Origin of the sequence: Pedobacter sp. ASV12, from assembly GCF_016429155.1 — a bacterium.
Classification (GTDB): Bacteria; Bacteroidota; Bacteroidia; order Sphingobacteriales; family Sphingobacteriaceae; genus Pedobacter.
Map to the genome: position 1 here is coordinate 14,408 of NZ_JAELUC010000019.1, position 14,650 is coordinate 29,057.

Consider the following 14,650-nt stretch of genomic DNA (forward strand, 5'->3'; position numbering starts at 1 on the left):
ACGAGTTGCTGTGGTGTTATAAAAAATCCTGGGGCAGCTTTTCCAGAGCAATGGCGATCTGTATCAGTTGAAACAAGGAAATTTTGGTTTCCCCGCTTTCAAGTTTTTGGTAACTGCCCAGACTTAGCCCTAGTTTATAGGCCATAAAGGCCTGGCTGTATTTCTTCTCCGTTCTAAAACTGTTTATTTTGTGTGGTTTAAATGCCTTCATTTCGTTGGCACTTAGTAATGCGGCATGACGGATGATTTTTAGCTCATTGATCTTTGGTTGTTTTGATTCTAATGGCATAAAAATAAGGTTTAGGTAGAAGGCTGCTGGAGTTTTGCAAAAGCCAACTGACGCTTCAAATTTTCGATTTCGTCATCTTTTGTTTTTAATTTAAGTTCAAGTTCTTCTATCCACTTTGCTTGTTGAAGAATGATTTTCTCGATAAAATTAAATTGCTTATGGTGCTGTAAGACCGTGTCTTTGATAGGGACGTTTTTTTCAGGGCAGTCTAAAAAATCTTCTATTTTTTTTTCCAAAATGATTGCAATCTGGGCCAATCGGTCTAAAGTAATCTTTACATCGCCAGTTTCTATTTTTTGATAGGCGCTTTGGGTGATGCCCAGTTTATTGGCTACAAAGGCTTGAGAATAGCATTTTTCATCTCTATACCTCCGCATAATTCCGCTCTTTATCGTTCTCATCTTTTTCGGTTTAATCAGGTGTTATAAGAATTGACAATCTGCTAGCCGAAAACGGGGGATAAATTCATTCTTTATGCCAATAAAATTATTCCGTTATTTTTTCGCTTTGGGAGCCGGTACTTCTAAATTTAGCTTATCCGTCAGTACATGGTGATTGATAAAGCTTAGCAAACCCGGCTAAAAGAGGTTTGACCAAACTAAAACAACTTTAACGATGAAAAAAATGAATTTGCTCAGCAAAGCTGAAATGAAAATGGTATTAGGTGGAGATGATCCGGGCTCTTTTGAGATAGGAGGCGGCGGTAAGATTTGGATGGCGTGTCGTACGGCGGATGGCAGTTTGATCGACGATTCGTTCGAGGTATCTGATTGCAGTCCTTCCAATTGGGACGGCTATTGTGCGAATAAAAGTGGTTATAATAAAAAAACATCAACCTGCGGCGGTATTGGAGGCGGGTAATTTCAACAATATCAACTTCTATTGCAGGCCAATTTATAGCATAATAAATGCTATAAATTGGCCATTTTGATTTTTATTAGTTGTTTCCTTTGTCGATAGCCCTGTTGATGGCATCCTGAATACGCGGACGGATGTTCATTTTCAAGAGGTTGTCTGAAACCTGTGGGTTTACGCGGTTAGACAAAAAGATGTAAACCAACCCTCTCGATGGGTCAACCCAAACCCCGATTCCGGTATAACCCGTATGTCCAAAAGTTTGCGACGAAGCTAATTCTGACGGATATTTTTTGCTCAAGTCTGGATCCCAACGATCAAAGCCAAGGCCCCTGCGGCTCACATTAGACTGTTTACTGGTAAAGGTTTCTACAGTTTGAGGCTTAAAGTACTGTTCGCCACCATAAGTTCCCTTATTGAGCAATAACTGATAAAAGATGGCCAAATCGTTGGCATTGGCAAATAAACCGGCATGGCCAGAAACACCGCCAGCCAAGGCGGCGCCCTGATCGTGTACATAGCCTTCTAGAAGCGTCTTTCTAAAAACCTTGTCGTCTTCTGTAGGCACAATCAGGTCTTTGCTGAAACGGTTTCTCGGCAAAAATCCGGCAGTGTGCATGCCCAATGGCGTGTAAAAGTTGTCGAGCGCATATTTGTCCAAAGGTTCTTCGGTAATGTGTTCTACAATATCCTTCATAACGTACATGCTGATGTCGCTGTATACGTAAGCGCCACGGGTTTTAATGGGCGAGTTGAGCATCTTCGGCCACATGAAATCGCTAAAAAATCCCTTTTTGATGTAATAATTGTCTGCCACTTTGGTCGGATAGGCGGCCGAAGAGTCGCGGCTATAATCGCCTTCTTTAATAAAATTATGAAAAGGGATGTAAGGAATAAAGCCGGCCTGGTGCAGCATTACCTCGCGCACGTTGATGTTTTCCATCGGCGTATTGCGTGCTTTCGGAATGTAATAGCCAATATTGGTGTCGAGCTTTAATTTGTTTTCCTCAACCAAACGCATGACGCTGGGCGTGGTGGCAGTGGTTTTGGTTACCGACGCCAAATCGAATATATCGGTAACTTTATCGGGCATAGCGTTGGCATAGGTATGAAAACCGTAGGCTTTGTTGTAAATAACCTTGCCATCTTTGGCTACCAGTACTACCAGCCCAGGCGTTGCCTTGCCGGCAATGGCTTCGGCCGCAATCCTGTCTATTTCCATCAGGTTTTCGGTATTTACGCCGGCATCTTCGGGTACGGTATACTTTAGGCGGGTAACCGTGGTTTTAAAGCCTGAACCTTGGGTGTATTTGCCAGAATAGGTTTTGGCCAACACTTGTTCGGCGGCTATGCCTCCAAAAATTACTTGCGGGGCAATCATGGCAGCTTCGGCACTTTGTTGTGGGCTCCATACAATGGGCGAGCTTAGGTTGTCGAACGCCGATAGGTTTTTGCCGTCGCCAAACAGTACCAATACCAGTTCTTTGTGTTTAGCCACATTGCTGATGAAATTGAGGTAGCGACCATTGCTGGCCATTTGGTCGGTTAGGCCAATAATTACCGTGCTAAAATATTTAAGATCATCTTCCAGGTCGTTTAGGGTAGCAGAGTCTTTGTATTTTTCGGCATTAAGCGATTTGACATCGGCATATTTGTTGAGCAGGCTGTCGAACGGCGCTTGGTAAACGAAGCCAAGGTTTACCGAAGCAATTTTTTTTTCGGCCAGTTTGGTTAGGGGAATAAATCCCTGCTGATTGTTTAAAAGAACATCGCTTTTGGCAATGGCATTGATGTTTTTAAGTCTGTTTTCGTTCTGTTTATGGTCTTGGGCGCATGCGCTCAACGTAAAAACGGTAGCTAGGCAAATGGCAATTACGCCAGCCAGGTTATTTCTCATATACTTTTTCTCCATTCAGGTAGGTCTTTAACACTTTGTTGTCTAAAATCTGATGTGGCGTGGCCTTCATTATGTCTTTATCCATCAAGACAAAATCGGCCAATTTGCCCACTTCCAAGCTTCCTTTTTCTTTTTCTTCGAAATTGGCTTTGGCGGCCCAGATGGTCATGCCTCGCAAAGCTTCTTCTGGTGTAAGGGCATTTTCCATCTGGAATCCTCCGGTTGGATAGTCTTTGCTGTCTTTTCGGATGGTTGCGGCATAAAAAGTAAGCATCGGGTTAATCTGTTCAACCGGAAAGTCGGTGCCCAATGGTATCCAACCATTTTGGGCCATCAATTGTTTGTAGGCATAGGCACCTTTTATTCTTTCGTGGCCTAAACGGTCGGCTGCCCAGTACATATCTGAAGTGGCATGTGTAGGCTGTACAGAAGGTATAACACTGGTTTTGCCAAACAGAGCAAAATCGCTCGGAGCTACTACTTGTGCATGTTCAATGCGCCAGCGTTTATCGTTTTTGCCTCCAAGTACCTCGTTATAGATTTTTAAGATGCTGCGGTTGGCCGAATCGCCGATGGCGTGGGTGCACATCTGAAAGTTATGCTGGTTTATTTTTTGGGCTACCTCTTGAAAGTGCTTGATGTCGCTCAGCAAAAAACCCGATTTTTTGGGCATATCGGTGTAAGGATGCAATAAGCAGGCGCCTCTCGAGCCCAATGCACCATCGGCATAAACCTTAAAGGCACGTACATTGAGCCGGTCGGTTTTTATGGCGCCTCGTTTAAACAGGTATTCGAAGTTTTTCTCGGCATCGGAAAGCATCACATACAAACGCATTTTTAGGCTTTTATCGGCCTGCAGCTTTTCGATAAACTCAACGGCATCGTAATCCAGTCCGCAGTCGTCTATGGTAGTGAGGCCTACAGCAAAGCAGTTTTTTTGTGCGTCCAGTAGCATTTTTTTGGTTTGAATTGAATCTGGCGAAGGTACTTTGCTGGCTACGAGTTCAACCGCATTGTCGATGAGCAAACCGGTTAGCTTACCGTCTTTTTCTACAATATCGCCTCCGGTTAAGGTAAATGATTTGGTGATGCCCGCCTCGCTCAATGCAATATCATTGGCAACAGCGGCATGGCCATCTATCCGTTCCAATAGCACGGGCCTGTTCGGGAAAAGCTGGTCTAGTTTTTCCCTGGTCGGAAACTGTTTGTCGGGCCAGTCGTTTTGGTCCCAGCCACGTCCGGTAAGCCAGCCCTCGGGATGGGTTTTGGCAAATTCGCTCAGCCTGTCTAAAACTTCCTCCCAGCTATTGGTGCCTCGCAAGTCGGCCGTTTGCAAACTCTGGCCATAGCCGAAAAAGTGGGCGTGGGCATCGATAAAGCCAGGATAAATGGCTTTACCTTGTGCGTCAAGCTCCTCTTTGGCCTCATATTGGCCTTTGATGGTGGCATTTTTGCCCAGTTGTATAATCTTGCCATCCTTAATCGCCATGGCCTCCTCGATGTCAAATTTGTTGTTAACGGTATAGATTTTGGCATTGTAGACAATCAAATCTGCCCTTGGCTTGCTGCAACTGCAAAAAACAGCCAATAAAAGGAGTAGGGATAAAATCTTTTTCATCTGTGTGTTGGTTTCTTTTGATGGCAATGAAACTGGCGTAGAGACCTTTTAAAATCCTGCTGGTTTGTTTGATCCTTTCACCTTTCATGCACCATGATGGTTTCATGCTTTAAAGATATAAAAAGCTTGTGATTTTTGCCCCGGTTCAACCCACTTCTTTAAAACCCGGCAACGGCCAACAAACCAATGAGCTCATGGGCCATTGAACCACATAGTTAAGTCATTTAGTATCAGTATTGTGAAAACAGGCTTATGGATAAGGCTTATTTTCGCTAAATTAGCACCTTTACACAACCATAATAGATGTCTGATATTATTCAACTTTTACCCGACAGTGTTGCCAACCAGATTGCGGCAGGTGAGGTGGTACAGCGACCGGCTTCGGCGGTAAAAGAGCTTTTAGAAAATGCCATAGATGCAGGGGCAGACAAGATACAGCTGATTGTAAAAGATGCAGGCAAGGCCCTGATCCAAGTGATAGATAACGGCTGCGGCATGAGCATTAGCGATGCGCGCCTCTGTTTTGAACGCCATGCCACTTCGAAAGTGCGCAAGGCCGAAGATTTGTTTGCCATTCGTACCATGGGTTTTAGGGGCGAGGCGATGGCTTCTATTGCCGCCATTGCGCAGGTTGAAATGAAAACCAAACGCCATGAAGACGAAGTAGGTACCCTAATTCAGATCGAAGGTTCGACTTTTATCAAACAAGAACCAACTGGTTGCCCTAACGGAACCAGTATCGCCGTCAAAAACCTGTTTTATAACATTCCGGCACGAAGAAATTTTTTGAAGAGCAATCCGGCCGAGATGCGCCACATCATCGACGAATTTCAGCGGGTTGCGCTAGCCAGGCCCCATATTGCCTTTAGTTTGCACCACGATGGGGTAGAGATTTATCGCCTGCCGGCCTCGGGCATGAAACAGCGCATCGTGCATTTGCTGGGCAATAACTACAATGAGCGCTTAATTCCGGTAGAAGAAGAAACCACCATTATTAACCTCAAAGGCTTTATCGGCAAGCCCCAATTTGCCAAAAAAACAAGGGGCGAACAGTTCTTTTTTGTAAATGAGCGCTTTATCAAAGACGGTTATTTGAACCATGCCATTAACCGGGCCTACGAAGAACTGTTGCCCGATGATAACTTTCCTTTGTATGTGCTATTCATCGATATCGATCCGGCAAAAATTGATGTGAACGTGCATCCTACCAAAACCGAGATCAAGTATGTGGATGAAAAATCCATCTATGCCATTATCCATTCGGCGGTAAAAAGATCACTGGGCAAGTTCAATATCAGTCCAACCATCGATTTTGACCAGGAAACGGGCTTTAGCAACATGATCAGCCCCATTGCACCCGAAGATATTGTGCCTCCGAGCATTTCTTTTAACCCCGATTTTAATCCTTTTGCCCAAAGCAAGCCGGCCAGTTCGGGCAGTTTTGCCTCAAGAAGCCCCGTGTCGCATGCGCCTAGCGCCAAGAATTGGGGTTCGTTGTACGAGGTGGTACAGCACCAGCAGCCTGAACAGGCGAGCATCGACTTGGGCAGCTCGCCCCGCGACGAACAGTTTGAGCCTGTGCAGAAACAATTTATGCAGATCCATAACCGTTATATTGTTTCGCAGATCAAATCTGGCATTATGCTCATCGACCAGCAGGCGGCGCACGAACGTATTTTATACGAAAGGTTTTTGCTGCACCTGGAAGACCGCAAGGGCGCCTCGCAACAAAGCCTGTTTCCACAAACGGTAACTTTGAGTGCCAACGATTACGAATTGGCCAAAGGCCTGCTCGACGATATCAAGAGCCTGGGTTTTGAAGTGCGCGAGTTTGGTAAAAATACCCTGGTTATCGAAGGCATTCCGGTCGATTTGGGCAGCAGCAACATCAACGAAACCGAGCTGTTTGAATGCCTAATAGAAGGCTTTAAAAATTCGCAGCAAGAACTTAAATTAGACAAGCGCGATGCCTTGGCCCGAAGCATGGCCCGTAACAGCGCCATTAAAAGCGGTACGGTATTGAGCCAACAGGAAATGAATGCGCTGATTGAAGAACTTTTTGCCTGTAAAACTCCTAACTTTAGCATTGGTGGCCGGCCGGTAATCCAAACCATTACCTTGGCCGAGCTGATCCAAAAATTTGAAAAGTAATTTTATGAATAACTTAAATATTCCTCCGGTAGTCAAAAACCTGCTCATTATCAATATCATTTTCTTTGCAGCCACTTGGTTTCAGCGAGAATTTATGGTTGAAAATCTATCTGTTTTTTATTTTAACTCTCCATTCTTTAAGATTTGGCAACCCATTACCTATATGTTTATGCATGGAGGGTTGGCGCACATCTTCTTCAATATGTTTGCCCTCTACTCGTTCGGCAGTATTTTAGAAGCGCATTGGGGAGGCAAACGTTTCATTAATTTTTATCTGATTACCGGCCTGGGCGCTTTGGCGCTGCAATGGGCGGTACAGGCTTTTGAGGTTTACCAGATTACAGGTAGCCCAATCAATAATCTTTACGGCCTGAATATTACCGATTTGGCAGCGGCTACAAAATTAAGGGATATCTATTCAACCCCGATGCTAGGGGCCTCTGGCGCTATTTTTGGCTTGTTGGTTGCTTTTGGCATGCTTTATCCAAATGTTGAATTATATATCATGTTTATTCCGGTTCCGGTGAAGGCCAAATATATTATTCCGATTTATATCGTTATAGAATTGTTTTTGGGCTTCAGTCAGTTTAAAGGCGATTCGGTGGCGCACTTTGCCCATTTGGGTGGAGCCCTGATCGGCTATATCTTGGTTAAGCTTTGGAAGAACAAGAATACCTTTTACGACTATTATGAATAACAATATTTGGTACGATTTAAAGCTGAAGTTTTTGAGGTCAGGTAGCCCTGCTATGGCCTATATAGGGCTCAATGTGCTTATTTTTGTAGTGGTTGGCCTGGCAGGTTTAGTTTGTTTTTTGGCGGGACAAAGAGGTTTGGTTGATGGACTGGTATACCAATACCTGGCCTTCCCGTCAAGTCCTGAACTATGGCTGAGCCGGTTTTATACCCTCATTACCTATCAGTTTTTTCACGATGGTTTTCTGCACCTCCTGTTCAATATGCTTTGGCTGTATTGGATGGGGCAGCTGCTGCTCGATTTTATCAAGCCCCGGCAATTCCATGTCATTTATTTGGGTGGTGGTATTGCAGGTGCTATCTTTTTTGCACTTATTTTTAACTTCATTCCTGCTTTTAAGGAATTTGTCGGCATTCCGCTCGTTGGCGCATCGGCCTGCGTAATGGCGGTAATGGCGGCTTTGGCCACGTTGATACCCAACTACGAAATCCGCTTGTTGTTTATCGGCAATGTCAGAATGAAATACTTGTTGCTAGCCTACATCGTTTTAGACCTGATTGGTACAGCCGATGGCAACGCCGGTGGCAGTTTGGCCCATTTGGGCGGCGCCTTGTTTGGCTTTGTTTATATCAAACTGCTGCAAAACGGCTACGATATGAGCACGGTTTTTAAGCGCAGGCCAAAGCTGAAAGTGGTTCGGAACGAAAATGTAAAGCAAAATACAAGCCATATCAACCAAAACGAAATCGATGCCATTTTGGATAAGATCTCTAAAAGCGGTTACGATAAATTGAGCAAAGAAGAAAAAGAAACGCTGTTCAAGGCCAGCAAAAATTGATGAAGAAGAAGTTTACCTTTCTCGATAAGTTGTTGCTGTTGATCAGTGCTGTACTGGTTATCGGCCTGGTCTGTGGTATTTTGGCCGGTCAAAACGATCCAAGGCAACATATCTTACTGGCCTTTTTCGGGTTGGCTTATCCTTTCTTTTTGTTGGGTAATGTAATGATGCTGGTGTGGTGGGTGTTGCGCCGGCGCTGGATATTAAGCTTGGTTACAGTGGTGGTAATTTGCAGTGGCTGGCATACGCTTATTGCTACCTTCGGACTTTTTGGCAAAGTGGGTGCCAACCAAAAAGAAGAAGCCGGCTTGGTGCGGATGATGACTTACAACGTGCACAATTTTAAGCCCTATGGCGAAGAGATTACGCAAGGGATAAAAGCCAAGATGCTCGATGTAGTGAAGACCCAAAATCCCGACATCATTTGTTTCCAGGAATTTTATACCCGCTACAAAGGACCTTTTGATACGGTTGATAGCCTGATGAAAATGCTCAACACCCAGTATTATTATTTTCAGCCTACCATGAAAAGCCAATCGGAGGCTATTGGATTGGCTATTTTTTCTAAATATCCCATCAAAAACAAGGGTCAGATTATTTTCGAGCCAAATGCAGGCAACGAGAGCATCTACCTCGACCTGGATGTGAACGGCCAAACCATCAGGGTTTATAACATCCATCTGCAATCGATCTCTTTCGAAAAAGAAGATTATACCTATTTAGAAAAGGTAAAGGAAATGGATCCGCAGATGAATCCTTCTAAGCGCATTGTACGCATGTTGAGGAGCGCATTCAAAAAGCGCAGCGAGCAGGTAGGTATCATGAAGGCCCACATGCGTACCTGTACGGTTCCTTACATTATTGCCGGCGACTTTAACGACACGCCCGCTTCTTATGCGGTAACCCAAATGACCGATTCGCTGAACAATGCCTTCATCAAACAGGGAAGAGGCTTGGGGCGCACTTATAATGGCAAATTCCCGAACTTTCAAATCGATTATATTGCCACCACAAAAGACTTTGAAGTGGTTAATTACCATATTGTTGAAGCAAAATTGTCAGACCATTTTCCTGTTCGCAGCGACCTGCGTTTAAAAAGCAAGCCTTAAACGGTTTTTATTTACATTTGCAGCATGATACAAGATCTCCAATTATACAATACCCTTTCTCGAAAAAAAGAAGTATTCGAACCGCTAAATGCACCACATGTGGGCATGTACGTGTGCGGGCCAACCGTTTACAGCGATGTGCATTTGGGCAATTGTAGAACTTTTATCTCGTTCGACCTTATTTTCAGGTACCTGAAATACAGCGGCTACAAAGTTCGCTACGTAAGGAATATTACGGATGCCGGCCACTTGGAAGGCGATAGGGACGAGGGCGATGATAAATTTGCAAAGCGCGCCAAGCTTGAGCAGTTGGAGCCGATGGAAATTGTACAGAAATATACGTTGGGTTTCCACGAAGTGTTGCGCATGTTCAATACCCTGCCGCCAAGCATCGAGCCTACCGCAACCGGTCATATCATCGAGCAGATTGAAATGATCAAAGTCATCATGGATAACGGCTATGCCTATGAGGTAGATGGCACCATTTATTTCGATGTAGAAAAGTACAGCAAAAAATACAACTATACCATTTTAACCAATCGCAACCTCGACGACCTGTTGGCCAATACCAGAGAACTGGATGGCCAGGGCGATAAGCACGGCCGATTGGATTTTGCCTTGTGGATCAAAGCCAAGCCCGAAACCCTGATGCAGTGGGCATCGCCATGGGGCATGGGCTTTCCGGGTTGGCACATCGAGTGTTCGGCCATGAGCGCCAAATACCTGGGCAGCGAATTCGATATCCACGGGGGAGGCATGGATTTGGCCGCTACGCACCATACCAACGAAATTGCACAGTCTGAAGCCTGTAGCCATCACCAGCCAGCTAAATATTGGATGCATACCAATATGCTAACGGTTAATGGCACCCGGATGTCTAAATCGGCAGGTAACGGCTTTTTGCCAGGAGAGCTGTTTACGGGCAGCCATCCCTTGCTTAAAAAAGGCTATAGCCCCATGACGGTGAAGTTCTTTATGCTGCAGGCTCATTACCGAAGCACCTTGGATTTTTCTAACGATGCGTTGGATGCTTCAGAAAAGGGCTTCAAGCGCATGATGAATGCCATCGCCCTTTTGCCAAAGCTGGTAGCCAGCGAACAGAGCGATGTAGCCATCGAACCGATCCGCATCAACTGTATCAATGCCATGAACGATGATTTCAACAGTCCGGTAGTTATTGCCGAACTTTTTGAAGCTGTTCGCATCATCAATACGGTTTACGACGGCAGCGCCAAGATTTCGGCCACCGAACTTGAGGCCCTGAAAAAGCTGATGGATGATTTTGTAACCGATATTTTTGGACTGAAAGACGAAGACACCAGCAACGGCGAGTTTAATGAGGTGTTGGATATGGTGATTAACTTGCGCAAAGAAGCCAAAGAAAATAAAGATTATGCCACTTCTGATATGATCAGGGTAGGCTTGCAAAAAATAGGCATCCAGTTAAAAGACAGCAAAGAAGGAACCACCTGGAGCAAGGTTTAGGTTGGAAGTAGATGGTGTAGTCCGCAGTCTTTTGGCTTTAGTCTTTGCTATTTAATATAAAAAAGAATTTCATGATCAAAAAGTATTTACCGCTAGCCCTGATTGCACTTGCCGTGTTAGCGGCCTGCAATAACAACAAGCCAGGTGCAACAACCGACCAGCCCGCACAAGAAGTGAAGCTTGTGTCGCCAGATTTTAATGCCGACAGTGCTTTGGCCTACACCAAGGCCCAGGTTGATTTTGGCCCTCGCATTCCCTCAACCAAAGCCCACGCCGCGTGTGCCGATTATTTGGTGAAGCAATTCAAATCTTTTGGCGGACAAGTGTTTGTACAAGAAGGTGCCACCAAAACCTACGACGGCAAGAGCCATCAGCTAAAAAATATCATCGCGGCTTTTTATCCAGAGAAAAAACAGCGGGTATTGATCACCGCACACTGGGACGCACGCCCATTTTCGGACCAGGATCCCGATGCCAATATGCACGATAAACCTTTTGACGCCGCCAACGACGGCGCCAGCGGCGTGGCTGTGATGTTGGAAATGGCCCGACAACTGCAACAAAAACAGCCCAATGTAGGGGTTGATTTTATTTTATGGGATATTGAAGATTATGGCAAGGCCAATGACGAATCGGTAAACGAAACCACTTGGTGCCTAGGCTCGCAATATTGGGTTAAAAATCAGCCTGTAAAAGGTTACAAGCCACTTTATGCCATCAACCTAGATATGGTAGGCGGTAGCAACGCCCAATTTACGCAAGACGAGGTTTCTAGAAAATATGCACCACAAATTGTGAAGAAAGTATGGGATATCGGCAATGAAATCGGCTATTCGGCCTATTTTGTCAATGTGCCTTCAGGCAACTTGATCGACGACCATTTTTGGGTAAACCAAGCGGGTATTCCTTGTATTGATGTAATCCATTACTCAGATGCCACTGGTTTTTACATGAACTGGCATACGCAGCTCGATAACCTGAACAACATTGACAAGAACACCTTGAAAGCGGTGGGGCAAACCATGCTGGAGACCATCTATCGCGAGCAACCCGTTAGTTAATGTGTAATTGTGGAATACTTTTTGGCCGGTGTTTACGCCCAAATCTTATATTCGCGCTACCATATTAAAATTAATCATGAAGAAAATCATTTACACCGCTTTACTGGCCACTTTGAGCGTAGGTGCTTATGCACAAAAATCAGATGGAACAACAAAATCGTTGGTTAATGCCGAAAAAGCATTTGCCGAAGATGCGGCTAAAGAAGGCGCAAATGCAGCTTTTCTAAAATATACGGCAGCAGATGCCCTGGTATTTAGGCCAAACCCTACCAATGCCAAAAAATTCTATGCCACAGCAACCGACATGAAATCGTTGAGCTGGACGCCAACAACCGCCCGTGTATCGAGAAGCGGCGATTGGGGCTTTACCAGCGGTGCCTATGTCATTAATGGCGAACAAAAATCGTATGGCCATTACCTTTCGGTTTGGAGAGCCAAAAACGGAAAATGGGAACTCATTCTCGACCTTGGAGCCGAAACCAACAGGCCTTTAAACAAGGCAGTTGCCAATTTTGTAGAGCCTAAAGATCATTTTACGCCAAAATTCGCAACAGAAAAAGAGCTGAAAGCAGGCAGGGATGTGATTTTAACAACCGAAAAAACATTAAATGCTACCTTGAAGTCTTATGGACCAAGCGCTTTTGCAGGTTTCTTGAATAAAGATGCGCAATTGTTGTTCCCAGGTACAGAAACCATTACCGGTAAAGAAAGCATCCAGGCCTTCAACAACCGTATGGTAGACAAAATCAACTTGAAAACTACGGCTGCCGATAAGGCATTGGGTGGCGATTTGGCTTATACTTATGGTGTGGCCACTATCGACTACAAAACCGATTTGCGCGAAAGCTTTAATTACCTGTTTATTTGGGAACGCCAGAGCGATGGCAATTGGAATATCATGACCCAAATATTTACCTTGGCCGAACGTTAACCAAACCAACCAAATATAAACCTTCAAGGATTCTGGCTATGCTGGGATCCTTTTTTGTTTAGTGGCTAAAGGTCTTTTGGCTTGAGCCTGTTCCCTGCTCGCCATTTCAAAAACTGGCTTCATTATTGCTCGAAAATGGACATGAAAAAACACCTACTTTTCTTGATTTTTTGCTCGATTTCATTAACCGCCTTGGCACAAAAAAAATTCGATGTGCAAGGACACCGCGGCGCGCGTGGCATCATGCCCGAAAATACCATCCCCGGAATGATCAAAGGCCTCGAGCTGGGTGCCACCACGCTCGAAATGGAGATCGTCATTTCTAAAGACAGACAGGCTGTTGTTTCGCAGGAGCCCTATTTTAACTTCGAGTTTAGCCTAACCCCCGATGGCAAGCCGATTACCTTGAAAGACCAGAAAAAATATAATATCTACCAGATGAATTACGAAGAAGTAAAGAAATTTGATGTCGGCAGCAAAATCCATCCACGCTTTCCTGGTCAGCAGAAAATAGCGGCTTACAAACCCCTGTTGGGCGAACTGCTGGATTCGGTAGAAAACTACGTCAAACAGAAGAAATTGCCTAAGCCCGATTATAACATCGAAACCAAGCTGATCCGCAATGGCGATGGCGAATTTCAGCCAAGCCCGGAAGAATTTGTAGATATCATCATGGGTATTGTCAAGGAAAGAAAGCTGGAAAAAAGGGTGATCATCCAATCATTCGATATGCGTTCTTTAAAATACCTGCACCAGAAATATCCGAAAATGCGCACTTCATTGGGCATCGACGAGAAGGAGGATTTTGAGAATAACATCAAGGAGTTGGGCTTTAAACCAACCATTTATAGCCCCTATTCGGTGTTGGTGGGTAAGAATCTGGTTGATAAATGCCATGCCGCTGGAGTGAAGATTATTCCATGGACGGTTAATTCGGTAGCTGATATAGAATACCTCATGAATTTGGGGGTTGACGGCATTGTAACCGACTATCCAAATTTAATGGGACAGCTTAATCGTAACAATTAATTAAACTTGGTGAAAGCTTTATCGCAGCGTGAAAAAAATTAAGGCAATACAGAGACAAAAAAGCATTTTTGGCGGCAAGGTAACCACAACCGATTACCACCAATAATTTAGACTGGAAACTATAGTTGCGATTGGATCGTGGTAGTCTTGGGCTTATTGTTGAACATGATCGCTACCAATACGCAGATGAGCAGCAAATTATATTCTACGCCGTTTCGCCCGCCACCAACCACAAACCAGCCCTCTTTAAAATGAACAAGTATAATGCCCATCACAAGTATAGCAATGGTGAGCAAAGCGGCAGGCTTTACCCACTTGTTGGCCACTAAAAGGATGGCACAAGCCACATGCGACAATTTGATGGCCCAAGCCAAGGGTACGCCCACGGGCGCAAAGCCGATCTGGTTTAAATAGTCCTGTCCGAAACTATGGATTCCACCATCGAACATGCCGGGCAAGGCATGTGTAAGCAAAATGACGGCAATGGCGATATGGAGGATAAAAATGCTGTTCTTCATGCAGGATTTAAAAGGTTATCCTGATTAAGGTACCCAAATAATTTCTCTATGCAGCAAACCGAGAACAGCTTGGTGATTTTCGCATAGGCGGGCTTAGAACTTATTCATTTTTCTGCTATTTAGCCATGAAAAAACTTCCCGAATAGATAGATCAGGAATAAGATAAGTAAAT

The 14,650-nt window shown here is 44.7% G+C and carries 14 protein-coding genes; 9 read left to right on the forward strand and 5 right to left on the reverse strand.

Annotated features, from left to right (window positions below):
• Window positions 1-16: 16 nt before the first annotated feature.
• Together JHD69_RS07070 and JHD69_RS07075 are read right to left on the reverse strand one after the other, a co-directional pair.
• Window positions 17-289 (reverse strand): helix-turn-helix domain-containing protein, encoded by a 273-nt coding sequence (locus tag JHD69_RS07070; protein ID WP_199138756.1) that lies wholly within the window; start codon window positions 287-289, stop codon window positions 17-19.
• Between the two features lie 11 nt (window positions 290-300).
• Complete coding sequence (locus JHD69_RS07075; RefSeq protein WP_199138758.1) at window positions 301-690, reverse strand: helix-turn-helix domain-containing protein; 390 nt, start codon at window positions 688-690, stop codon at window positions 301-303.
• A gap of 214 nt (window positions 691-904) precedes the next feature.
• Between JHD69_RS07075 and JHD69_RS07080 the strand changes: the two genes are divergently transcribed.
• A complete protein-coding gene (locus JHD69_RS07080) occupies window positions 905-1,150 on the forward strand; it encodes a hypothetical protein (RefSeq protein WP_199138760.1) in 246 nt (81 codons plus the stop codon).
• A 76-nt stretch (window positions 1,151-1,226) separates the two neighbouring features.
• Here the strand turns inward: JHD69_RS07080 and JHD69_RS07085 are convergent, their stop codons facing one another.
• Window positions 1,227-3,056: a serine hydrolase domain-containing protein gene (locus JHD69_RS07085; protein WP_199138762.1), complete on the reverse strand. Its 1,830-nt coding sequence runs from the start codon at window positions 3,054-3,056 to the stop codon at window positions 1,227-1,229.
• Window positions 3,031-4,659 carry an amidohydrolase gene (locus JHD69_RS07090; protein WP_199138764.1) on the reverse strand — a complete coding sequence of 543 codons (1,629 nt, stop codon included), beginning with the start codon at window positions 4,657-4,659 and terminating at the stop codon, window positions 3,031-3,033. The genes JHD69_RS07085 and JHD69_RS07090 overlap by 26 nt, the downstream gene beginning before the upstream one ends.
• 303 nt (window positions 4,660-4,962) lie before the next feature.
• On the opposite strand from JHD69_RS07090, the gene mutL reads away from it, so the two are divergent.
• The 8 genes from mutL (at window position 4,963) to JHD69_RS07130 (ending at window position 13,960) form a co-directional block, all read left to right on the forward strand.
• Complete coding sequence (gene mutL / locus JHD69_RS07095; protein ID WP_199138766.1) at window positions 4,963-6,810, forward strand: DNA mismatch repair endonuclease MutL; 1,848 nt, start codon at window positions 4,963-4,965, stop codon at window positions 6,808-6,810.
• Between the two features lie 4 nt (window positions 6,811-6,814).
• Entirely contained in the window at window positions 6,815-7,507 is a 693-nt protein-coding gene (locus JHD69_RS07100) for a rhomboid family intramembrane serine protease (protein ID WP_199138768.1), read from the forward strand.
• A complete protein-coding gene (locus JHD69_RS07105; RefSeq protein WP_199138771.1) occupies window positions 7,500-8,345 on the forward strand; it encodes a rhomboid family intramembrane serine protease in 846 nt (281 codons plus the stop codon). Before JHD69_RS07100 ends, JHD69_RS07105 begins: the two co-directional genes overlap by 8 nt.
• Entirely contained in the window at window positions 8,345-9,454 is a 1,110-nt protein-coding gene (locus JHD69_RS07110) for an endonuclease/exonuclease/phosphatase family protein (RefSeq protein ID WP_233165755.1), read from the forward strand. Before JHD69_RS07105 ends, JHD69_RS07110 begins: the two co-directional genes overlap by 1 nt.
• Before the next feature lie 24 nt (window positions 9,455-9,478).
• Entirely contained in the window at window positions 9,479-10,939 is a 1,461-nt protein-coding gene (gene cysS / locus JHD69_RS07115) for a cysteine--tRNA ligase (RefSeq protein ID WP_199138774.1), read from the forward strand.
• A gap of 71 nt (window positions 10,940-11,010) precedes the next feature.
• Window positions 11,011-12,000: a M28 family peptidase gene (locus tag JHD69_RS07120; protein ID WP_199138776.1), complete on the forward strand. Its 990-nt coding sequence runs from the start codon at window positions 11,011-11,013 to the stop codon at window positions 11,998-12,000.
• Window positions 12,001-12,076: 76 nt separating this feature from the next.
• On the forward strand, window positions 12,077-12,931 hold the full coding sequence (locus JHD69_RS07125) for a nuclear transport factor 2 family protein (RefSeq protein ID WP_199138778.1): 855 nt from the start codon (window positions 12,077-12,079) through the stop codon (window positions 12,929-12,931).
• 141 nt (window positions 12,932-13,072) lie between these two features.
• Entirely contained in the window at window positions 13,073-13,960 is an 888-nt protein-coding gene (locus tag JHD69_RS07130; protein WP_199138780.1) for a glycerophosphodiester phosphodiesterase family protein, read from the forward strand.
• Window positions 13,961-14,079: 119 nt separating this feature from the next.
• On the opposite strand, the gene JHD69_RS07135 is transcribed toward JHD69_RS07130, so the two are convergent.
• The gene (locus tag JHD69_RS07135) at window positions 14,080-14,478 is read right to left on the reverse strand and encodes a DoxX family protein (protein WP_199138782.1); all 399 of its coding nucleotides are present in this window, start codon (window positions 14,476-14,478) and stop codon (window positions 14,080-14,082) included.
• Between the last annotated feature and the right edge of the window lie 172 nt (window positions 14,479-14,650).